Below are 20,383 nucleotides of genomic sequence, written 5' to 3'. Positions count from 1 at the left end.
CATGCGCCGCTACGGCAGGCACACCGACGAGGACGACATCCGTTCCCGTCCCAACCGCAAGGGCAACCGGCCGCGCACCCACATCCGCCCCAAGCACGAGGACGCCGCCGAGGGCATGGTCCTCACCGTCGACCGCGGCCGGCTGACCTGCCTGGTCGAGGATCGCGTCGTGATGGCGATGAAGGCCCGTGAACTGGGCCGCAAGGCCGCGGTGGTCGGCGACCGGGTGGCCCTGGTGGGCGATCTGTCCGGCAAGAAGGACACCCTCGCGCGGATCGTGCGCATCGAGGAACGCAGGACGGTGCTGCGGCGCACCGCCGACGACGACGATCCCCACGAGCGGGTCGTCGTCGCCAACGCCGACCAGCTGGCCATCGTCACCGCGCTCGCCGATCCGGAGCCGCGGCCCCGGCTGATCGACCGCTGCCTGGTCGCGGCGTTCGACGGCGGGCTCGACCCGCTGCTGGTCATGACCAAGTCGGACCTGGCACCGGCGGACAAACTGCTGGAGCTGTACGGGGATCTCGACATCCCGTACGTGGTGACCAGCCGTGCGGAACTGGAGAGCGGCGAGGCCGCGGACCGGGTGCGCGAGCATCTCGAAGGGCGCATCACCGCCTTCGTCGGGCACTCCGGCGTCGGCAAGACGACGCTGGTGAACGCGCTGGTGCCCGAGGACCGGCGGCGCACGACCGGGCAGGTCAACGCGGTGACCGGTCGGGGGCGGCACACCACGACGTCCGCGCTGGCGCTGCCGCTGGCCGGTGCTCAGGGGTGGGTCATCGACACCCCCGGCGTGCGGTCGTTCGGGCTGGCGCACGTCGATCCCTCGCGGGTCATCCACGCGTTCCCGGATCTCGAACCGGGCACCGACGGCTGCCCGCGGGCGTGCAGTCACGACGAGCCGGACTGCGCCCTGGACGCCTGGGTGGAGGAGGGACACGCCGATCCGGCGCGGCTCTACTCGCTGCGGCGGCTGCTGTCGGCGCGGGAGCGGACGGAAGGCGACTGAGCCGGCGGCCGGCTGACGCCTCGTCGGAAGAGACGGACGGGGTCCATGCGCCCGAAGAGGCGGTCGGCGTGCCGGAAATGCGGGCCGCGTCCGGCTCGGGAAGGCCGAACGGGCTTCGCGTTGTTTGTCCTGACGTGCGACTGGTAAGTGCATAATCGCACCGAGCCGGAGTTCGTGCCTGAGGTGGCGGTGCCCTTCGCGGGCGTACGGGAGGACGACACATGGCGTGGCTGCTGGTCATCGTGGCCGGGTTGCTGGAGACCGGCTTCGCCGTGTGCCTGAAGCTCTCCCACGGTTTCACCCGGCTGTGGCCGACCATCGCTTTCTGCGTTTTCGCCCTGGGCAGCTTCGGCCTGCTGACCCTCGCGCTGAAGCGGCTGGACGTGGGTCCGGCGTACGCGGTGTGGACGGGGATCGGGGCCGCGGGGACGGCGATCTACGGCATGGTCTTCCTCGGGGACCTGGTGTCCGTGCTGAAGATCGTGTCGATCACGCTGGTGATCATCGGGGTGATCGGGCTGCAGCTGTCCGGCTCGGCCCACTGAGGAGCGAGTGCAGGGCGTCGCGCACCAGATCGGCGACGCTGCCCTCGGCGGGCGGGGCGGCGATGCAGGAGAGCGCGATCCGGATGGTGAGTTCGCAGGCGCGGGCGAGGTCGGGGCCCTCGGAGCCGGCGCCGGCGCGCGGACCGGCCAGCGCGTTGACGGCCCGGTCGCGGACGAGGGCGACGAAGTCGGTGGGGGACGGCAGGGGGCCGTCGGCGCGGCGCTGCGCGGGGACGGCGGAGCTGGACGGCACACGGGTGAGGGACGGTGTGGGCAGACGCTCGCTCCAGCAGCCGGTGAGCATGGCGCGGACCAGGGCGTTGCTGCGGGCGGTCTCGGTGGTCCACTCGGCGGCGGCGGTGAGCCGGTCGCGGGGGTCCACCGGGCCGGGAGGGCTCAGGGAGGCCGTGGGACCGGTGAGGCTCGTGGCTCCGGCGAGGTGGGTGGGTGCGGCGGGGCCGGTACGTCCGGTGAAGCCCGCGCCTCCGGTGAGGACCGGACCGGCGCCGCCCGTACCTCCGGCGGGACTGGTCGTCCCCGTGAAGCCGCCGGGTGCCGCTGCTCCCGAGAGGGCACGGTCGACGCCGGCGAGGTAGGCGTCGGCCTCCCTGCGGACCAGGGCGCGGGCGAGGCCGTCCTTGCTGCCGAACTCGTTGTAGAGGGTCTGCCGGGAGACTCCGGCCGAGGCGGCCACGTCCACCATCCGTACGGCCGACCACGGCCGGCGTGCCAGGGCGGTGTAGGCGGCGTCCAGCAGAGATTCCCGCGCTGCAGGCATCTTCGCCTCCCTCGGGGCGAGCTCACGACCCTGCGGTTCAGAGTTGACGGGGCGGTAGGCACTGTCAAGGGTGCGCGCGGCCACCGGCGGGGGCGCGCCCGGCAGGCCTCCCCGCGCCGTCGCAACGATCCGGACGCCCCCGCTCCGAGCCCCCTGTAGCCCCGGCGCCACCTCGGCAGATACGGTCGTCACATGCCCGACTACCTCGATGACCTGCGTCTCGCCCACGTCCTCGCGGACGCCGCCGACGCCGCGACGATGGAACGGTTCAAGGCCCTCGACCTCAAGGTGGAGACCAAGCCGGACATGACGCCGGTGAGCGAAGCGGACAAGGCCGCGGAGGAGCTCGTCCGCGGTCATCTGGCCCGCGCCCGCCCCCGGGACGCGGTACTCGGCGAGGAGTACGGGGTCGAGGGGACGGGCCCGCGGCGCTGGGTCGTCGACCCGATCGACGGAACGAAGAACTATGTGCGCGGTGTGCCGGTGTGGGCCACGCTCATCGCCCTGATGGAGGCCGGTGAGGGCGGCTACCAGCCGGTCGTCGGCGTGGTCTCGGCCCCCGCGCTCGGCCGCCGCTGGTGGGCCGCGAAGGACCACGGCGCCTTCAGTGGCCGCAGCCTCACCTCCGCCTCCAAGCTGCAGGTCTCCCGTGTCTCGAAGCTGGCGGACGCCTCGTTCGCGTACTCCTCGCTCAGCGGCTGGGAGGAGCAGGGCCGGCTCGACGGCTTCCTCGACCTGACCCGCGAGGTGTGGCGGACCCGGGCCTACGGGGACTTCTGGCCGTACATGATGGTCGCCGAGGGCTCGGTCGACATGTGCGCGGAGCCGGAGCTGTCGCTGTGGGACATGGCCGCCAACGCGATCATCGTGACCGAGGCCGGGGGCACCTTCACCGGCCTCGACGGGCGGCCCGGACCGCACAGCGGCAACGCGGCGGCCTCCAACGGGCTGCTCCACGACGAGCTGCTGGGGTATCTGAACCAGCGCTACTGAGAAGTACGAGGTGAGCGTGTGCGCCCTTCTTGGGCCGCACGCGCCCTCTTGTTGACCCCCGCTTTGCCTGCCACTCTGAGAGTCCCCCCACTTGTGAATTTGTGAAACCGTGAACAAGCGGATCCGGCGTCCGCGACACCGCACGGTTTCCGGTAGGAGGTGGCTCCATCCCATGCTCGTCCGTGACGCCATGAGCACGGTGGTCCTCACCGTCGGCCCCGACCACACCCTCCGCCAGGCCGCCGCCCTGATGTCCGCCCGCCGTGTGGGCGCCGCCGTGGTCCTCGACCCCGACGGCATCGGCATCGGCATCCTCACCGAACGGGACGTGCTGAACTCCGTGGGTCTGGGGCAGGACCCGGACACGGAGCGCGTCCACGCCCACACCACCACCGACGTCGTCTTCGCCGCACCGGCCTGGACCCTGGAGGAGGCCGCGGGGGCCATGGCCCACGGCGGTTTCCGGCATCTGATCGTCTGCGACGACGGGGAGCCCGTCGGCATCGTGTCGGTGCGCGACATCATCAAGTGCTGGGCCCCGGCACGCCAGCAGGTCCCCGCCTGACCGCGGTCAACGCATGAGAACGGGCCGGGACTCCTGCTCTCGAAGGAGTCCCGGCCCGCTTGGTCCGGCAAGCGGTCCAGCGCTGGAATCAGCCGCGCAGGGCCTGCACCGCGGCCTGAAGCCGCTTGCCGAAGTCCTCGTCCGCCTGGCGGAAGTTGTTGATCGCGCGCTCCGCGATCTCGTCCCGCGTGACGCCCGAGATGGCCTTCGCCAGGTTGGTCACCAGGCGCTCCTTCTCGTCCTGAGACATCAGCCGGTAGAGGTTGCCGGCCTGCCCAAAGTCGTCGTCCTCGGCGTGGACGGGGGTGACCGTCTCACCGGTGACACCCGTGACCGGGATCGGCTGCCACAGCGGGCGGCCGGTCTGGGCGGGGCCGCCGAAGCTGTTCGGTTCGTAGTTCTTCGCGCCCTTGTGGCGGCCGTCGTAGAGGTAGCCGTCACGGGAGTGGGTGCGCGCCTCGGTGGCGCGCGGGCGGTTCACCGGCAGGTGGTCGGCGTTGATGCCGACGCGGTAGCGGTGGGCGTCGCCGTAGGCGAAGAGGCGGCCCTGGAGCATCTTGTCCGGGGACGGGCCGATGCCCGGCACGAAGTGGGCGGGGCTGAAGACCGACTGCTCGACCTCGGCGAAGATGTTCTCCGGGTTGCGGTTGAGCTCCAGCTTGCCGAACTCGATCAGCGGGTAGTCCGCGTGCGGCCAGACCTTGGTCAGGTCGAACGGGTTGAAGCGGTAGGTCGCCGCGTCCGCCGCCGGCATGATCTGGACGTAGGCGGTCCAGGACGGGTAGTCGCCGCGTTCGATGGACTCGCGCAGGTCCCGCTGGTGGGAGTCCGGGTCCTTGCCGGCCAGGATCTCCGCCTCCTCGGCGGTCAGGTTCTTGATCCCCTGGTCGGTCTTGAAGTGGTACTTGACCCAGAAGACCTCGCCGTCCTCGTTGTTCCACTGGAAGGTGTGCGAGCCGAAGCCGTCCATGTGGCGGTAGGAGGCGGGGATGCCGCGGTCGCCGAAGAGCCAGGTCACCTGGTGCGTGGACTCCGGGGAGAGCCCCCAGAAGTCGAAGACGTTGTCCGCCTCCTGCGAGCCGGTGTACGGGTCGCGCTTCTGGGTGTGGATGAAGTCCGGGAACTTGATGGCGTCCCGGATGAAGAACACCGGGGTGTTGTTGCCGACGAGGTCGTAGTTGCCCTCCTCGGTGTAGAACTTCACCGCGAAACCGCGCGGGTCGCGCACGGCGTCCGGCGCGCCCAGGTTGCCGGCCACGGTCGAGAAGCGCACGAAGACCTCGGTCTGCTTGCCGACCTCGGAGAGGAACTTGGCCCGCGTGTACGGGGTGACGTCGGCGGTGACCGTGAAGGTGCCGTAGGCGCCGGCGCCGCGGGCGTGCACCACCCGCTCCGGGATGCGCTCCCGGTTGAAGTGGGCCAGCTTCTCCAGCAGCAGCTGGTCCTGCACGAGCACCGGGCCGCCCACGCCCGCGGTCTCGCTGTTCTGGTTGTCGGCGACCGGGGCACCGGCCTCCGTGGTGAGCGGTCCCTGCGTCACGTGCGCCTCCTGCGTCACTCTCGACCAATCCTGTCCCTTGGCTAAAGCCAGGCTCGATCCTACGATAGACATTGTCTAAGTCAAGCTGAGCTCCAACTTCACACCTGTTCGGGACCTGGTCCCTCTGCTGTTAAGGTGGTCTCATGAGTGACCTTCTGGAACGGCTCCGCGGACGTGGATGGCGGATGACCGCACAGCGCCGTGTCGTGGCCGAGGTCCTCGACGGCGAACACGTCCACCTGACGGCCGACGAGGTGCACGCACGAGCTGTCGCCAAGCTGCCCGAGATCTCCCGGGCGACCGTCTACAACACCCTGGGCGAGCTGGTCTCGCTCGGTGAGGTGCTGGAGGTCGCCACCGACCAGCGGGCCAAGCGCTACGACCCCAACGCGCACCGGCCGCACCACCACCTGGTGTGCGCGCAGTGCGGCGCCATCCGGGACGTCCACCCGACGGGCAATCCGCTGGCCGACCTCCCCGACTCGGAGCGCTACGGCTTCACCGTCTCGGACGTCGAGGTGACGTACCGCGGCATCTGCCCCAACTGCGCGGCGGCGTAGGGCACTCAGACCTGACCGAGAGCCCCGGCACCACTGGTGCCGGGGCTTTCCGGGCTGCATGCGTGCGACGACCGGATCCGCGCAAGGCCCTCGGCGCCAGATCCGGAGGGTGAACGCACCGAGGGCCGGAACCCTTTCGGATTCCGGCCCTCGGACTTCAGTAGCGGGGACAGGATTTGAACCTGCGACCTCTGGGTTATGAGCCCAGCGAGCTACCGAGCTGCTCCACCCCGCGTCGACGAACGCAACGTTACGTCAAGGACGCCGGAGGAAGCAAATCGCTTTTCCGCGCGGTGTCCTGCGACTTCGCCGGAAGTGGCGGACACCACACCGGACACCGCACGGACGGAAGGGCGGCTCAGGCCGACAGCTCCTGCCGCAGGGCGTCGCGCAGCCGGACGGCACGCTCCGTGACCGCCGGGGGACCGAGCGCCGCAGCGCGGTCGGCCCAGCGCTGGCCCTCGGCGAGCTCGCCCCGCCGCGCGTAGACCAGGGCCAGGCGGAGCGCGGCGCGGCCGTGTCCGGCGTCCGCGGCGCGGGTCCACCACACGGCCGCCTCCGGCTCGCTGCCCTCCCGGGCCAGCAGCAGGCCCAGGTTGAAGGCGCCGTTGCGGGAGCCGGCCTCGGCCGCCTCGCGGTACCAGCGGGCCGCCTCGACGACGTCGCCGCGGGCCGCGGCGAGCATGCCGACCCGCACCTGGGCGCGGCGGTGCCCCTGGGAGGCGGCACGCTCGTACCACTCCTCGCACTCGCTGCGCCGGTGCACCGGCTCGCCCAGCTCGTGCGCGGGCTCGGGCGGCCGGCGGGCGTCCAGCACCGTCGCCAGGCGGTAGGCGGCCTCGGCGCTGCCGCCGCCCGCCGCGCAGCGCAGGAACCGCTCGGCCTCGGCCTCGTCGCCGGCCCGCAGCCGGGCCATGCCGACCTGCAGCGCGGCCTCGGTGTGCCCGGCGGCGGCGGCCCGCTCGTACCAGCGCAGCGCGGCCTCCTCCTCGCCCCGGCCGGCGTGCAGGATGCCCAGGTTGAAGGCGGCGTCCACGCTGCCCGCCTCGGCGGCCTTGGAGAACCACGGCTCCGCGCCCGTCTCGTCGCCGGCCCGCAGCAGCAGGATCGCCAGGGCGTTGGCGGCCTCGCGGTGACCGGCGTAGGCCGCCCGGCGGTACCACTGCTCGGCCTGCGAGGTGCGGCCCTGCTCGGAGCAGAGCAGGCCGAGGTTGTAGGCGCCGTTGACGTCGCCGGCGTCCATGGCGGCCCGGTACCAGCGCTCGGCGGTCTGGGTCTCGCCGCGCTCGGCGTGCAGTGCTCCCAGCGCGTTGGCGGCATTGCCGTCGCCGTCCTGGGCGGCGCGCAGCCACCACACGGCGGCGTTCTCGGTGTCGCCGGCGTCCCGCAGCAGGAACCCGAGCGCGCAGGCGGCCCGTGGCTCGCCGTCCTTGGCGGACGTCAGGTACCAGCGCCCGGCCTCCTTGAGCTCGCCGCGCTTCTCCAGGATCGTCCCGAGGTGCAGGGCGGCCCGGCGGTGACCGCGTGCGGCGGCCTGCCGGTAGTACTGCTCGGCCTCCTCCAGCAGCCGGACACCGTTGTCGTCGCCGGACCTGCGTGCGGCCCGGCGGTCCAGCGTGCGGGCCAGCCGGTACGCCGCCTCGCGGTGGCCGCGTTCGGCCGCGGCCCGCATCCAGCGCTCGGCGCCGGCCTCGTCCCCGCGGTGCTCGAGCAGGTCGGCGAGCGCGTAGGCGCCCAGCGTGTGGCCCTGTTCGGCGGACTGGCGCAGCCAGTACTCGGCGGCCGGTTCGTCACCGCGCTCACGGTGGTGGCGGCCCAGCGAGTGCGCCGCCGCGGCCGAGCCGGCGACGGCGGCGATGCGCCACCATCCGGCGGCCTCGTCGGCGTAGCCCCGCTGGTGCAGCAGGACGCCCAGGTTGTTGGCGGCGGCGCGGTCGCCGGCGGCGGTGGCGTTGCGCAGGTGGGGTTCGGCTCCGTCGAGATCACCGCGGCGCAGCAGCATGGCGCCGAGGATGCTCATCGCCTGGACGTCACCGGCCTCGGCGGCGAGCCGCTGGCGCAGCTCCTCTGCCGCCTCGTCGTCGTTCTCCCCCGCCACCACCGGGGTCTGTCCGTCGACGTGGTGGGAAGGCTGCTCAAATCGCCCTGTCTCGAACAGAGTTGCCTTGTCCCCCATAACGTCCATCGTCGCACCACCTGCAACCCGGGTACACCTGGTATACCGCAGCCAGTGAGGTCACTTCAGCGTTTTGTCGACATGCCCACAGAGAGACAAGTCAAACACAGATCGCTCAACTCCCGTCGGCGGCGCGGCCGTAGCGTGGCGGGGCACATGCGTTCGCCCATGCCAAAGGCCCGGACTCCTCGTGGAATCCGGGCCTTTGGTGTCGCCGTGTCGCGACATCAGTAGCGGGGACAGGATTTGAACCTGCGACCTCTGGGTTATGAGCCCAGCGAGCTACCGAGCTGCTCCACCCCGCGCCGTTGTGTTCACCACCGTATCACGGCGCGGGGCGGCACTGACCAGCCGTTTTTCTAGCCGCTCGCGGTGGGCTTCGGACTGGGGCTGCTCTGCGAGCCGCCCGAGCCGCCGCCCTGGGCGGACTGCGCCTCCTCGGCCTTGCGCAGGGCCTCCTCGAGGTCCTTCTGCGCCCGGCCGTAGGCCTCCCAGTCGTTCTTCTTCAGGGCTTCCTGGCCGGCCTCGAAGGCTTCCTGCGCGTCCTGCAGCGCCTCGCGGACGGTGGGGTTGTCCGTGCCCGGCGGTGGCGTGGTGCCCTCCTCCTCGCCGGAGCCCTCGTCCTCGCCGGGCGGCGGCTCGACGGGCGAGCCCTGACCGCCGAAGACCTTGTCCAGGGCCTGGTCGAGGGTGTCCTCGAAGGCCGTCTGGCCGCCGTAGGTCACCAGCACCTTGCGCAGCAGCGGGTACTTCAGTCCGCCACCGCGGACGTAGACCGGCTCCACGTAGAGCAGTCCTCCGTCCAGCGGCACGGCCAGCAGGTTGCCGTACTCGACCTCGGAGTCGCCGCCCCGGAGCAGACGGATCGTCTCGGCGATGTCCTGCTGCGAGTTGAACTGGCTCTGCACCTGCTTGGGTCCGGAGACCGTGGTGCTGGTCGGCAGTTTCAGGATTCTGATCCTGCCGTAGTCGGAGGTGCCCGGATCGGCGTTGACCGCCATGAAGGCGCTCAGGTTGTCACGGCCGTTCGGGGTGAACGTCGTGGTGAGCGAGAAGACCTGCTCCTTCTGGTCGGGCATCTTCATGCTCAGGTAGTACGGCGGCACCGCGTCGCCCGTCTTGTTGGTCGGGTCGTCCGGCACCTGCCACACCTCGCTGCCGGAGAGGAACGTGGTGGCGTCCTTCACGTGGTAGCGGGTGAGCAGTTCGCGCTGCACCTTGAACAGGTCCTGCGGGTAGCGCAGATGCGCCATCAGCTCGCCGGAGATCTCGCTCCGCGGCTCCACCGTGTCCGGGAAGGCCTTCATCCAGGTCTTCAGGACGGGGTCCTCGGTGTCCCACTGGTAGAGCTTGACCTCACCGGTGTAGGCGTCGACGGTCGCCTTGACCGAGTTGCGGATGTAGTTGACCTGGTTCTGCTGGGCCACCACCGCACGCTGGTCGTTGGTGGCGGTCAGCGAGTCGGCCGTGGTGTCGCCGAGGGTCGTCCGCGAGGAGTACGGGTAGCCGTTGGTGGTCGTGTAGGCGTCGACGATCCACTGGATCCGCCCGTTCACGACCGCCGGATAGGCGTCGCCGTCGATGGTCAGCCACGGGGCGATGGCCTCGACCCGCTCCTTGGGCGTGCGGTTGTACAGGATCCGCGAACCCTCGCCGATCGCGCCCGAGTACAGGATCTGCGGCTCGCTGAAGGCGACGGCGTAGGCGGCGCGGTTCAGCGGGTTGGAGAGGTTGACGCCGCTGTCCGCCTGGTAGCTGTACGTCTTCTCGCCGGTGTCGTCCGAGTAGTCGATCTCCTTCTGGGGACCGCCGACGATCGAGTACGTCGTCGTCCGCTCGCCGTAGTAGATGCGCTGCTCGTACTTGCCGAGGTCGCCCTTGGACGGCAGGTCGGACTCGGTGAACTCCGGACGTCCGCCGGAGTCGGCGCTGGTGCCCTCGGCGGCGACGACTCCGTAGCCGTGCGTGTAGCGGAAGTGGTCGTTGATCCAGTTCCGCTTGGGGATGCCGTTGTAGTTCAGCTCGCGCAGGCCGATGACCGTGTCCTGGTCCTTGCCGTCCTTGCTGTACCGGTCGACGTCCAGGTTGGTCGGGAACGCGTAGTAGTTCCTGATCTGCTGGAGCTGCTGGAAGGTCGGCGAGACGACGTTCGGGTCCATGATGCGGATGCTGGCCGCACCGGGGACGTCGTCCCGCAGCCGGCTCTTGTCCTCGGTCTGGCTGACGCCCGGGTAGTCCCTGACCTGCGTTCCGTCGATGCCGTAGGCCTCACGCGTGGCCTTGAGGTTCTTCTCGACGTACGGCGCTTCCTTGGCCTGCTCGTTCGGCTGGACCTGGAACTTCTGCACGATCGCCGGGTAGAGACCGCCGATCAGGATGGCGGAGAGCACCATCAGGCCGAAGCCGATCACCGGCAGCTGCCAGGTGCGCCGCCACAGGGTGGCGAAGAACAGCAGCGCGCAGATCACGGCGATGCAGAACAGGATCGTCTTGGCCGGCAGATAGGCGTTGGCGTCGACGTACCGCAGACCGGTCCAGTTGTCGGTCGCCTTGAAGTCGCTGGACTTGACCGCGAGGCCGTACCGGTCGAGCCAGTAGGCGACGGCCTTCAGCGCGACGAAGATGCCGATGAGCACCGACAGATGGCCGGTGGCCGCGGCCGTGGCGCGGGCGCCCGGGCTGGTGATGCGCAGGCCGCCGTACAGGTAGTGGGTGAGCGCGGCGGCGATCACCGACAGGATGACGGCGGCGAACCCGAAGCCGAGCAGGAAGCGGTACCAGGGCAGGTCGAAGGCGTAGAAGGAGACGTCCAGCTTGAACTGGGGGTCCTTCTCGTTGAAGGGCACGCCGTTGACCCACATCAGCCAGGTGCGCCACTGGCTGGAGGCCGAGGCGCCCGCGATCAGACCGACCAGCGCGGTGATGCCGAGCAGCAGCCACTTCTTGTACGGGGCGATGCTCATGCGGTACCGGTCGAGGTTCTGCTGCTCCATCGACATGGCGCTCAGCGGCGGCCGCAGCCGGTGGGCCAGCCAGATGTTGAAGCCGACGGAGAGGGCCATCAGCAGACCGAAGACGAAGAAGAGGCCGATCTTGGTCCACAGGGTCGTCGTGAACACCGACGAGTAGTGAACCGAGCGGTACCACAGCCAGTCGGTCCAGAACCCCGCGAACATGGTGAAGACCATGCCGAGGACGGCCAGGACGCCCAGTGTCATGAGCAGGGTCCGGACCCGCCGGGACGGGCGGCCCACTCTGATCCGTGGCCCCGTCGGGCCTCCGCCGCGGTCCGGCATCTGGAAAGCCAAGGTAGGCACCTCGAAGTTCGCTGTTGATTCGTCAGGCCCGCGTGTTCGTGGACCGTGAGCGGCCCCACGTGATCGTGGGCCCACACCTATGCAACTTACTCACCCTTTACTCGGTTCCCGATTCCGGCCAGGAACGAGAGAGGATTGTGACCATGTCCAACACACCCATGGCGGCCAGCCCGCTCACCAGGGCCGTGCTCGAGATCGACGAGTACGTCTCCGGCCTCGGCTGGGACCGTCCCGCACGCCTCTTCGCTCTTGTCAACACCGCCCGGCTGCGCGCCGAGCAGCCCTCGCTCGCCGACCGGCTCGGTCTGGGCGGGGAGCAGGAGGCGGACGCCCTCACCCCGATCGAGCAGGACGAGATTCCAACGGGCAAGCCGCTCGACGAGTTCCTGGGCACCATCGCCTGGCCGGAGGCGGTGACCGGCTGCGCCCTGACCGTGGAGCGTCTGATGCTGCCGCCGTCCGCGGAGGCGGAGGTGCCGGAGGATCTCGACGAGGCCGCGCTGAACAAGTGGGTGTCCGAGCACCCCGAGCGTCAGGAGGTCCGGATGACGGTCGCGGTGCTGCGCGACGGCAGCCGGGAGTCGGCGCTGCGGCTGCGGGAGAAGGACTCCCCCACCGAGGTCCTCACCGGCTCCGATCTGGTCCCGGGGCTGGCGGACGCGCTGGCAGCGACCTTCGAGGAGTAGCCGCCCCGACGGGGTCAGGAGGCCGTAAGGACCAGATTCACGACGCCTTGCAGGACGGCAGGGCGTCGGTGTCGCCGGAGCGGATGTCCTCCAGGGCGTCGAGGGCGTCGTCGATGGTGCCCACCTTCACCAGGGTGAGACCGTCGGGGGTGTCCTTGGCGGCCGCGGCGCAGTTGTCGGCGGGCGTCAGGAAGTACTCGGCGCCCTTGGCCCGCGCCCCGACGGTCTTCATCTCGATGCCGCCGATCGGCCCGACCTTGCCGTTGTCGTCGATGGTGCCGGTGCCGGCCACGAAGGCGCCGCCGGCGAGGCTGCCCGGCGTGAGCTTGTCGTAGATGCCGAGGGCGAACATCAGCCCGGCGCTCGGGCCGCCGACGTCGGCGAGCTTGATGTCGATGGTGAACGGGAAGGTGTGGTCGGTCCCGGCGGAGATGCCGACGATGGCGCGCTTCTCACCGGCGTCGTTCGAGGTCCGGGTGGTGATGGTGACGTTCTCGGTCCGCGCCGGCCGCTTCTCCTTCCGCGCGGCGGCCTGCTCCTTGGCGGGCACGATCGTGAAGACCACGTTCTCCCCCGGCTGGTGCTTGGTCACCAGGTCGGCGACATCGGCCGGCTTCTTGACCGCCTTGCCGTCGACGGCCTTGATCACATCGCCGGCGTGCAGCTTGCCCTCGGCCGGGGATCCCTTGACCACCGTGGAGACGACCACCCAGGACTTCACCGGGACGTCGAGTTCCTTCAGCGCCGCCACCTTGGCGCTCTCCTGCGACTGGGTGAACTCCTCGGCGTTCTCCTGGGTCGACTCCTCCTCCGTCTTGCCGTTCGGGTAGAGGGTGTCGTGCGGCACGATCTTGTTGTCGTGCGCCAGCCAGCCGTAGACCGCCTCGACGAGGTTCATCCGGTAGTCGGCGCTGGTGACCCGCACCGTGGTCATGTTCAGCTTGCCCTCGGTCGGATAGGTCTTGCGCCCGGAGATCTGCAGCACCGGCTCGCCGTCGTGCTCGCCGAGGGTGTTCACCGTCGGACCCGGGGACATCTCCGCGTACGGCACGGGGATGAACACTCCCGCGCACAGAAGCGCGATCAGCATCAGGGTGGAGGCGAGCATCGTCGCGGTGCGGCGTGGCATGTCTCGACAGTACGGGACGGTTCTGTCAGCGCACCGTCAGGGCCGCCTGCTCAGGTGCCGGTACGGGACTTCTCCATCGCCTCGCGAAAACGGGCGTATCCGTCCAGTTCGGGACCGTCGCTGCGTATCTTCCGGGTTCTCAGGGACCAGCTTCCCCACAGGCCCGAGACGACGGCCGCCACGAGCGGAATCAGCAGCCAGGCGAGCACATCCATACCGACCTCCCAACCCGTGAGCGTCCGCGACGGACTGATCAGAAGATTAACCATTCGCAGTGACAACGCTCACGTCAGGGGACCGGTTACGCAACCGGACAAACGGTGCTGGGAGAGGCCCTCGGGAGGGGTGGCCTGCCTCAGCAGGCGCCGACCCACTCCTGCGTTCCGTCGGCGAACGTCTGGTGCTTCCAGATCGGCACCTCGTGCTTGATGTCGTCGATGAGCTTCCGGCAGGCCTCGAAGGCCTCGCCCCGGTGCGGACAGGACACGGCGACCACCACGGCGAGGTCCCCGACCGCGAGGTCCCCCACGCGGTGCACGGCCGCCAGCGCCCGCACGGGGTGGTCGGCGACGACCTTCTCGGCGATGCGACGCATCTCGGCCTCGGCGGTGGGGTGGCACGAGTAGCTCAGCTTCTCGACATCGGCGCCCCCGTCGTGGTTGCGCACGGTGCCGACGAACAGTGCCGTGCCGCCGGCCGCGTCGTCCCCGACGGCCCGGAAGACCTCGTCCACCGACAGGGGGGTGTCCCGGATGCCGATCAGCTTGATCGGGTCCTGGGCGGCCTGCTCGCCGGGGTGGTCATGCGTCGTAGTCATGCCCCCATCGTGCCGTACGCCGCCGACAGCCGGGTATTGCGGTTTCGACCGGCAGGTGAGCCCGGCGGTTCGGAGTCTTCTACAGGACCGCGAATCTTCACCGTGAGTCCTCCACGGGACCGGTGCCGTGGGGCCCGGTCCGAGGGGTTGCCGGGTGTCAGATGCGCCGGCGCGCCTTGCGTGCCCGCCGGACCACCGCCGCAGCGCCCAGCAGCGCCACCGTCGCGCCCGCGGCGCCCGCCGCCGTCGCGTCCTTGCGGCCCAGCCGCCGTCCGGCCACCGTGTGCCGCCCGGAGACCTCCTCGAGCAGCTCCGCCAGCACCTCCTCGTTGGTGTAGGCGGGACGCCAGCCGGCGTCGTGCAGCCTGCTGCCGCTGACCACCCACGGGTACATCGTGTAGGCGAGGTCGCCGGCCGGGGACGGGGTCAGGCCGATCCGGTGCAGCCGGGCCGCCGCGCCCAGGGCCACCGCCGACGGCAGCTCCATGCGCCGGATGCCGCTGAGCTCCTCGACCTCCTCCTGCTCCAGCCAGCCGTCGCAGCCGACGGCCAGCTCGCCGTCGACCTTCTCCAGCACCGCGTACTCCAGGGCGCTGCACAGGTCCTCGACGTGGCAGAACTGCCAGGCGGGGCGCGAGCCGGCCACCACCAGCAGCCGGGGCGACTCGAAGTACCTGGTCAGCGCGGTGTCGGTGCCGCCCACCAGGATGGCGGGGCGCAGCACCGTGACATTGAGCCCGGGGTGCGCGCGGGGTGCCCGCCGGGCCAGGCGCTCGATCTCCAGCAGGTCGCCGACGCCGGTGGCCTCGGCCGTGGCGCGCAGTTCCGCGTCCTCGGACAGCGGCAGCTCGTTGTCCGGCAGGGCGCCGTAGACCATCGCCGAGGTGGTCAGCACCACCCGGTGCACACCGGCCGCCGCGGCGGCGGTCAGGACGGTCTGGGTCCCCCGGACGTTGTAAGCGGTCCGCGCGGCGGCGTCGGTCTCCAGATCGAGGTCGAGGGCCAGGTGCACCACCACGTCAGCGCCGCGCAGCTTGTCCGCGATGGCCGGGTCGCGCACATCGAGGATGTGCCACCGGGCCTCGTCGCACTCGCCGCGCCGCTCGTCGATGGCGATGACCTGCTTGATCTCCTCCGAGGCCACCAGCCGCTCGGTGAGCAGCGCGCCGACGCCGGTCGCGGCGCCGGTGACCGCGACGACGGGCCCGCGGCCCGCGGGACTGGTTGACCGGTTTCGCGTTGACCGGTTTCGCGCTGCGCGAACCTGCGGATCTGGGGAACTCACCGGGCGTCTCCAGCGGTTGTCTTCAGTACGGGCGCATGTGACGCGTACGTACCAGGTGGCATCCATCCTGCCGCAGGCCTTCTGTCGGCGAAGCACCGAGGCCCGAACCGGCTCAGGTGTCTACGCTGGGTGGTGTTGTCGGGCAGCCGTGCCGCCGGAAAGAACCGGCGGCCCTACCAGCCGAGGAATCCCGTGAGTGACACCCCATTCGGATTCGGCCTTCCGCCGGAGGAGCCGGACGACGGCGACGAGGGCAAGAAGAAGGACCCGCAGAGCGGCGGTGGTCAGGGCCCGGCCAACCCGTTCGGTTTCGGCATGCCCGGAGCCGGAGGCTTTGGCGGCCCGGGCGCGGACAATCCGTTCGCCGCGATGTTCGGGTCGCTGAACCCCACCGACCTGGGCGCGGCCTTCCAGCAGCTCGGGCAGATGCTCTCCTACGAGGGCGGCCCGGTGAACTGGGACATGGCCAAGCAGATCGCCCGCCAGACCGTGTCCCAGGGCACGGCCGACGGCACCAAGGACGCGAGCGTCGGCCCCGCCGACCGCAAGGCGGTCGAGGAGGCCGTCCGCCTGGCCGACCTCTGGCTGGACGGTGTCACCTCGCTGCCCTCGGGCGCGCACTCCGCCGTGGCGTGGAGCCGCGCGGAGTGGGTCGAGGCGACCCTGCCCGCCTGGCGTGAGCTGGTCGACCCGGTCGCCGAGCGCGTCGGCAACGCCATGGGCGATGTGCTGCCCGAGGAGATGCAGGCCATGGCCGGCCCGCTGATCGGCATGATGCGCTCCATGGGCGGGGCCATGTTCGGCACGCAGATCGGGCAGGCCGTCGGGGTGCTCGCCGGTGAGGTCGTCGGCTCGTCCGACATCGGCCTGCCGCTGGGCCCGGCCGGCAAGGCCGCCCTGCTGCCGGTGAACATCGAGGCCTTCGGCAAGGACCTGGGCGTCCCGCAGGAGGAGGTGCGGCTGTATCTCGCCCTGCGCGAGGCCGCCCACCAGCGCCTGTTCGCCCATGTGCCGTGGCTGCGCTCGCATCTGTTCGGCGCGGTCGACGGCTATGCGCGCGGGATCAAGGTCGACACCGCCAAGCTGGAGGACGTGGTCGGCCAGTTCGACCCGCAGAATCCGGAGCAGCTGCAGGAGGCGCTGCAGCAGGGCATGTTCCAGCCGGAGGACACGCCCGAGCAGAAGGCCGCGCTGGCCCGTCTGGAGACGGCTCTGGCGCTGGTCGAGGGCTGGGTGGACGCCGTGGTGCACGCGGCGGCCAAGCCCCGGCTGTCGTCCGCGGACGCGCTGCGCGAGACCCTGCGCCGCCGCCGTGCCTCGGGCGGCCCGGCCGAGCAGACCTTCGCCACGCTGATCGGTCTGGAGCTGCGCCCGCGGCGCCTGCGCGACGCCTCGCGCCTGTGGGCCTCGCTCACCGACGCGCGCGGGGTGGACGGACGGGACGCCCTGTGGGCCCACCCGGACATGCTGCCCAACGCCACCGACCTGGACGACCCGGACGGCTTTGTGCACCGTGAGCAGCAGGTCGACTTCTCCGAGCTGGACAAGATGCTCGGCGAGGCGGCGAGCGGCTCCAAGCCGGACCTGACGAAGCACGACGGCGCCTCGGGCGACGCCCCGAAGGACGACTCCCCGGGTGAGACGGGTGAGACGGGTGAGACGGGTGAGACGGGTGAGGCCCCGAAGAACGGGTCCGCCGGTGACGCCCCGAAGAAGGACGACGGGACCGAGTGAGCCTCCACGACGACGCGGTCCTCGTGCTGAAGGAGTACGAGGGCCAGCCCGAGCTGCGCCAGGCCTCTCTGGACCACCTGGCGGCCCACCCGGACGGCATGTGGAAGTCCTGCGAACAGGGGCATCTCACGGCGAGCGCCCTGGTGATCGACCCCGAGCGGGAGCGCGTGCTGCTGACGCTGCACCGGAAGCTGCGCATGTGGCTGCAGATGGGCGGCCACTGCGAGCCCGGTGACGCCTCGCTGTCGGCGGCGGCACTGCGGGAGGCGGCGGAGGAGTCGGGCGTCGCCGGGCTGCGCCTGCTGCCGGGCGGCCCTGTCAGGCTCGACCGGCACCCGATCCCGCCGCCCTGCCACTGGCATCTCGATGTGCAGTACGCGGTGCTGGCGCCGCCGGACGCGGCCCACACGGTCAGCGACGAGTCCCTGGACGTGCGCTGGTTCCCCTACGCCGAGGTGGCCGGCGTGGCGGACGAGTCCGTCGTGCGCCTGCTGGAGGCGACGCGCGCCCGGCTGTGAGGGCGCATGGCTTTCATGGACGTGTGAGGGGCGACCGCCACGGCGGTCGCCCCTCACTGCTGTGCCTGCCGGGTCAGTTCCAGACGTTGCCCTGGTTCTGCCCGCGGGCACCCTGCTGACCCATGCCGTACTGGGCCGCCAGGCCCGAGCCGATCTGGGCGTTCTGCGGCGGCAGCAGCTCGCTGGGCTGGACCAGGGCGTAGCCGGTGCCCATGAAGCTCAGCTCCCAGCCCTCACCGGTGTTGCCGCGGCGCCGCCACACGCCGGAGGAGTGCGTCTGCGCCTGCATCTGCACCCGCAGCCCGGTCGACCAGGCGACGATGGCGTCCGCGTCGCAGTTGACGTACTTGTCCGGCGTCACCTGCAGCAGCAGCGGCATACCGGAGGTCATCAGGGCGACCTTGCCGCGGCCGGTGATGTTGAGCTGGTACTTCCCCGAGCCGGAGATGCCGTAGAGGCTGTCGACGGCGATGACCTCGTGGTGCAGCGAGGAGTCCATCGCCAGCACATAGCTGCTGTCGACCGTCAGCCCCTCCTGCTCCACCTCCATGATGTGGATGTGCTGGGCCAGGTTGGCGAGGAAGACCGTGCCCTGCCCGTGGCAGCGCATCAGGTCAAGCCCCTCACCGGTGTTCGCCCGCGCACGGGACTGCTGGCTGCTCTGGTACTCGGCGTCGAACTCGACGAGGCCCTGGTAGGCGACCATCGATCCCTTGCGGGCCAGGACGTCGTCGTGCCCCTCCAGGACGACCCGGAGCATCTGCTTGTTCTGCAGACTCCAGCGCTCCTGGGTCTGCTGGTCGTTGTAGGCGAAAAGCGGGCTCTGCATGATGTGTTGCTCCCCCTCAGCCCCGGAGCCGGAGACGGTCGGTGCTGTCCTCACTGGGCTGGACGACGACGATGCCCTGACCGGAGAAGGCCATCTGGTAGGCCTCGCCGCTGCCGCGGCCGATCAGCGACTGGGCGCGGAAGCTGCGCTTGCCCTTCACCTTGAGGTTCGGGGACCAGGCGACCAGGGCGTCCGGGTCGACGTACGTCTCGTCCTCGCCGCCGCCGCAGTCGACGACGATCGGCTTGCCGCGCGAGGTCAGGGCGACCCAGCCCTGCCCGGAGATCCTGGTGTTCCACAGGCCCTGGCCGGCGAACTTCGCCAGTCCCTTGACCCGTTCGACGCCCCACGACAGATGCGCGTCGAAGGCGAGCAGGTTGGTGGCGTTGACGGAGATGCCGTCGCCGTTGAGGTTGATCACGACGACGTTGGCCCCGTAGTCGGCCAGGTAGAGCAGGCCGTCGCCGGAGCACTTCATCAGCGGCGCGCCCTCGCCGGTCAGCCAGTCCTTGGCGATCTGGCGGACGGCCGGCGGGTTGGGCTCGTACTGGACGAAGCCCTCGTAGGCGACCATCGAACCGACGCGTGCGAAGAGGTCGTTGCCGGTCTGCATGGCGACCTTCAGCATGTGGTTGCCGTGGTTCTCCATGCGGGCGGTGACGGGAGCGGGGGCGAAGCCCGCGAGAGGCTGGTTCATGACGGGCTCCTTCAGATCTCGTACGGCTGGACGACGATGAAGTTGCCGGGGGCGCCCCGGAACTGGAGGTTGACGCTCTCGCCGGAGGCGCCGGGGTAGGCGTTGCGGCGCATGCGCACCTGGCTGGAGACGACCACCTGGGCGCCGGCCGACCAGGCCACGACGGCGTTGGCGTCGGCGAACGTGGTGGGCGTGACCGGCAGCACCACGGGCATGCCGTGGGTCTTCACCACGAGGGTGCCGGTGCCCTGGAACTGCATGGTGAACAGCGCCCCGCCGGGGATGCCGTGGCCCTCGATGCGGCGCACCTCGTACTGCAGGCCCTCGTCGAAGGCGAGGACGTTCTCCGCGGAGACGCACACCGCGTCGCCCTGCAGCTCGATCGGGTGCAGCATCGTGGAGTCCTCGGCGAAGAACACCTGACCCTGGCCGGTGCAGCGCATCAGCTGCATCTCCTGGCCGGTGGCGTTGCCGACGATGCGGCCGGTGAACCCGGCGCCCTTGTAGCTGAAGTCGACCTTGCCCTGGTAGAGCACCATGCTGCCCTGCCGGGCCAGCACGGGCTGGCCGCCGATGCTCAGGTCGGCGCGCATCAGCTTGCGGTTCTGCTGGGTCCAGCGCTGGCCGGTGGGCGTCTCCTTGTACTGCTGGAGCGCGCCGAGCACACCCGGGGCCTGCGGCGCGCCCTGGGGAGCACCCTGCGGCGCCCCGTAGGGCGCCTGCTGGCCGGGAATCTGACCGGGCATCTGACCGGGCGCCTGGCCCGGCACTTGGCCCGGCACCTGGCCGGGCATCTGACCCGGCGGCGGCTGCTGGCCGTAACCGGGCGGCGGGGTCGGCTGGCCGTAGCCGGGCGGCGGCGTGGGCGCCTGGGGTGCCTGAGGCACGTGCGGCGCCTGGGGCGCCTGGGGCGCCTGCGAACCAGCGCCGTAGCCGGGCGGCAGGGGCGCCGTCTGGCCGGGGGCCGGCTGGCCGCCGTAGCCCGGAGGGGGCGGCGGCTGCTGGCCGGGCTGCCCGTACGGCGCGGGCGCCGGGGCCGGGGCGGCACCGGGGATCCGCCGGGCGGAGTCTGCATGGGCGCCACGATGGTCGGCGCGCCGTGCACATCGGGCCCGGGAGCCGGCGACGGCGTCCCGCCCGGAGGGGGAAGTCGGAGGCCAAGCGGGCTTAGGAAGACAAGTCCAGAGCTCAACTCCCTGGGG

18 protein-coding genes and 2 tRNA genes are annotated in these 20,383 nt (G+C 70.9%); 8 read left to right on the top strand and 12 right to left on the bottom strand.

The genetic code is table 11. The features are described 5' to 3' along the window. The first annotated feature begins 1 nt into the window (after position 1). Both rsgA and ABD198_RS11160 read left to right on the top strand, forming a co-directional pair. On the top strand, positions 2-1,012 hold the full coding sequence (gene rsgA, locus ABD198_RS11165) for a ribosome small subunit-dependent GTPase A (protein ID WP_343999927.1): 1,011 nt from the start codon (positions 2-4) through the stop codon (positions 1,010-1,012). Positions 1,013-1,233: 221 nt separating this feature from the next. Next, a complete protein-coding gene (locus tag ABD198_RS11160; protein ID WP_343999925.1) occupies positions 1,234-1,557 on the top strand; it encodes a DMT family transporter in 324 nt (107 codons plus the stop codon). Here the strand turns inward: ABD198_RS11160 and ABD198_RS11155 are convergent. Continuing rightward, on the bottom strand, positions 1,514-2,335 hold the full coding sequence (locus tag ABD198_RS11155; RefSeq protein ID WP_343999923.1) for a TetR/AcrR family transcriptional regulator: 822 nt from the start codon (positions 2,333-2,335) through the stop codon (positions 1,514-1,516). The two genes, ABD198_RS11160 and ABD198_RS11155, sit on opposite strands and share 44 nt — an antisense overlap. A 192-nt stretch (positions 2,336-2,527) precedes the next feature. Here ABD198_RS11155 and hisN point away from each other — a divergent pair, with 192 nt between their 5' ends. Then, positions 2,528-3,328: a histidinol-phosphatase gene (hisN, locus tag ABD198_RS11150; RefSeq protein ID WP_343999920.1), complete on the top strand. Its 801-nt coding sequence runs from the start codon at positions 2,528-2,530 to the stop codon at positions 3,326-3,328. A gap of 172 nt (positions 3,329-3,500) precedes the next feature. After that, entirely contained in the window at positions 3,501-3,893 is a 393-nt protein-coding gene (locus ABD198_RS11145) for a CBS domain-containing protein (protein WP_343999917.1), read from the top strand. 88 nt (positions 3,894-3,981) lie between these two features. Here the strand turns inward: ABD198_RS11145 and ABD198_RS11140 are convergent, their stop codons facing one another. Next, positions 3,982-5,433 (bottom strand): catalase, encoded by a 1,452-nt coding sequence (locus ABD198_RS11140; protein WP_343999915.1) that lies wholly within the window; start codon positions 5,431-5,433, stop codon positions 3,982-3,984. 143 nt (positions 5,434-5,576) lie between these two features. Here ABD198_RS11140 and ABD198_RS11135 point away from each other — a divergent pair, with 143 nt between their 5' ends. Then, positions 5,577-5,993 carry a Fur family transcriptional regulator gene (locus tag ABD198_RS11135; RefSeq protein WP_343999913.1) on the top strand — a complete coding sequence of 139 codons (417 nt, stop codon included), beginning with the start codon at positions 5,577-5,579 and terminating at the stop codon, positions 5,991-5,993. A gap of 161 nt (positions 5,994-6,154) precedes the next feature. Here ABD198_RS11135 and ABD198_RS11130 read toward each other — a convergent pair. The 4 genes from ABD198_RS11130 to ABD198_RS11115 form a co-directional block, all read right to left on the bottom strand. Next, a tRNA-Met gene (locus ABD198_RS11130) sits at positions 6,155-6,228 on the bottom strand. Positions 6,229-6,351: 123 nt separating this feature from the next. Beyond that, positions 6,352-8,178: a tetratricopeptide repeat protein gene (locus tag ABD198_RS11125; RefSeq protein WP_343999910.1), complete on the bottom strand. Its 1,827-nt coding sequence runs from the start codon at positions 8,176-8,178 to the stop codon at positions 6,352-6,354. Positions 8,179-8,400: 222 nt separating this feature from the next. Then, positions 8,401-8,474, bottom strand: a tRNA-Met gene (locus ABD198_RS11120). Positions 8,475-8,528: 54 nt separating this feature from the next. After that, positions 8,529-11,465: a UPF0182 family membrane protein gene (locus tag ABD198_RS11115; RefSeq protein ID WP_344000035.1), complete on the bottom strand. Its 2,937-nt coding sequence runs from the start codon at positions 11,463-11,465 to the stop codon at positions 8,529-8,531. Positions 11,466-11,629: 164 nt separating this feature from the next. Here ABD198_RS11115 and ABD198_RS11110 point away from each other — a divergent pair, with 164 nt between their 5' ends. After that, positions 11,630-12,172 carry a PPA1309 family protein gene (locus ABD198_RS11110; RefSeq protein ID WP_343999908.1) on the top strand — a complete coding sequence of 181 codons (543 nt, stop codon included), beginning with the start codon at positions 11,630-11,632 and terminating at the stop codon, positions 12,170-12,172. A 37-nt stretch (positions 12,173-12,209) separates the two neighbouring features. On the opposite strand, the gene ABD198_RS11105 is transcribed toward ABD198_RS11110, so the two are convergent. From ABD198_RS11105 to ABD198_RS11090, 4 genes are all read right to left on the bottom strand, one after another. Next, positions 12,210-13,301, bottom strand: a complete 1,092-nt coding sequence (locus ABD198_RS11105; RefSeq protein WP_343999906.1) for a YlbL family protein — start codon at positions 13,299-13,301, stop codon at positions 12,210-12,212. Between the two features lie 50 nt (positions 13,302-13,351). Continuing rightward, positions 13,352-13,516: a hypothetical protein gene (locus ABD198_RS11100; protein WP_343999904.1), complete on the bottom strand. Its 165-nt coding sequence runs from the start codon at positions 13,514-13,516 to the stop codon at positions 13,352-13,354. A gap of 140 nt (positions 13,517-13,656) precedes the next feature. After that, positions 13,657-14,118, bottom strand: a complete 462-nt coding sequence (locus ABD198_RS11095) for a molybdenum cofactor biosynthesis protein MoaE (RefSeq protein WP_343999902.1) — start codon at positions 14,116-14,118, stop codon at positions 13,657-13,659. A gap of 157 nt (positions 14,119-14,275) precedes the next feature. Then, positions 14,276-15,403 (bottom strand): SDR family oxidoreductase, encoded by a 1,128-nt coding sequence (locus ABD198_RS11090; RefSeq protein WP_343999900.1) that lies wholly within the window; start codon positions 15,401-15,403, stop codon positions 14,276-14,278. Positions 15,404-15,595: 192 nt separating this feature from the next. Between ABD198_RS11090 and ABD198_RS11085 the strand changes: the two genes are divergently transcribed. Both ABD198_RS11085 and ABD198_RS11080 read left to right on the top strand, forming a co-directional pair. Continuing rightward, on the top strand, positions 15,596-17,137 hold the full coding sequence (locus tag ABD198_RS11085; protein WP_343999898.1) for a zinc-dependent metalloprotease: 1,542 nt from the start codon (positions 15,596-15,598) through the stop codon (positions 17,135-17,137). Next, on the top strand, positions 17,134-17,655 hold the full coding sequence (locus ABD198_RS11080; RefSeq protein WP_343999897.1) for an NUDIX hydrolase: 522 nt from the start codon (positions 17,134-17,136) through the stop codon (positions 17,653-17,655). Before ABD198_RS11085 ends, ABD198_RS11080 begins: the two co-directional genes overlap by 4 nt. A 73-nt stretch (positions 17,656-17,728) precedes the next feature. Here ABD198_RS11080 and ABD198_RS11075 read toward each other — a convergent pair whose 3' ends face one another. Both ABD198_RS11075 and ABD198_RS11070 read right to left on the bottom strand, forming a co-directional pair. Further along, the gene (locus ABD198_RS11075) at positions 17,729-18,484 is read right to left on the bottom strand and encodes an AIM24 family protein (protein ID WP_343999896.1); all 756 of its coding nucleotides are present in this window, start codon (positions 18,482-18,484) and stop codon (positions 17,729-17,731) included. Positions 18,485-18,500: 16 nt separating this feature from the next. Continuing rightward, positions 18,501-19,181, bottom strand: coding sequence for an AIM24 family protein (locus ABD198_RS11070; RefSeq protein WP_343999895.1), 681 nt, complete (start codon positions 19,179-19,181; stop codon positions 18,501-18,503). Between the last annotated feature and the right edge of the window lie 1,202 nt (positions 19,182-20,383).

The sequence above is a fragment of the Streptomyces thermocarboxydovorans genome (genome assembly GCF_039524635.1).
In the GTDB taxonomy this organism is placed as follows: Bacteria; Actinomycetota; Actinomycetes; order Streptomycetales; family Streptomycetaceae; genus Streptomyces; species Streptomyces thermocarboxydovorans.
Note: the sequence above shows the minus strand (reverse complement) of the source record. Positions and strands in the feature narration are given on the sequence as shown.

Excerpts from the sequence above, each read along its gene's own strand:
- ABD198_RS11070 (WP_343999895.1), bottom strand. The coding sequence starts at position 19,181 with ATGAACCAGCCTCTCGCGGGCTTCGCCCCCGCTCCCGTCACCGCCCGC.
- hisN (WP_343999920.1), top strand. The coding sequence starts at position 2,528 with ATGCCCGACTACCTCGATGACCTGCGTCTCGCCCACGTCCTCGCGGAC.
- ABD198_RS11095 (WP_343999902.1), bottom strand. The coding sequence starts at position 14,118 with ATGACTACGACGCATGACCACCCCGGCGAGCAGGCCGCCCAGGACCCG.
- ABD198_RS11110 (WP_343999908.1), top strand. The coding sequence starts at position 11,630 with ATGTCCAACACACCCATGGCGGCCAGCCCGCTCACCAGGGCCGTGCTC.
- ABD198_RS11155 (WP_343999923.1), bottom strand. The coding sequence starts at position 2,335 with ATGCCTGCAGCGCGGGAATCTCTGCTGGACGCCGCCTACACCGCCCTG.
- rsgA (WP_343999927.1), top strand. The coding sequence starts at position 2 with ATGCGCCGCTACGGCAGGCACACCGACGAGGACGACATCCGTTCCCGT.
- ABD198_RS11125 (WP_343999910.1), bottom strand. The coding sequence starts at position 8,178 with ATGGACGTTATGGGGGACAAGGCAACTCTGTTCGAGACAGGGCGATTT.
- ABD198_RS11100 (WP_343999904.1), bottom strand. The coding sequence starts at position 13,516 with ATGGATGTGCTCGCCTGGCTGCTGATTCCGCTCGTGGCGGCCGTCGTC.
- ABD198_RS11160 (WP_343999925.1), top strand. The coding sequence starts at position 1,234 with ATGGCGTGGCTGCTGGTCATCGTGGCCGGGTTGCTGGAGACCGGCTTC.
- ABD198_RS11075 (WP_343999896.1), bottom strand. The coding sequence starts at position 18,484 with ATGCAGAGCCCGCTTTTCGCCTACAACGACCAGCAGACCCAGGAGCGC.
- ABD198_RS11145 (WP_343999917.1), top strand. The coding sequence starts at position 3,501 with ATGCTCGTCCGTGACGCCATGAGCACGGTGGTCCTCACCGTCGGCCCC.
- ABD198_RS11135 (WP_343999913.1), top strand. The coding sequence starts at position 5,577 with ATGAGTGACCTTCTGGAACGGCTCCGCGGACGTGGATGGCGGATGACC.
- ABD198_RS11115 (WP_344000035.1), bottom strand. The coding sequence starts at position 11,465 with ATGCCGGACCGCGGCGGAGGCCCGACGGGGCCACGGATCAGAGTGGGC.
- ABD198_RS11105 (WP_343999906.1), bottom strand. The coding sequence starts at position 13,301 with ATGCCACGCCGCACCGCGACGATGCTCGCCTCCACCCTGATGCTGATC.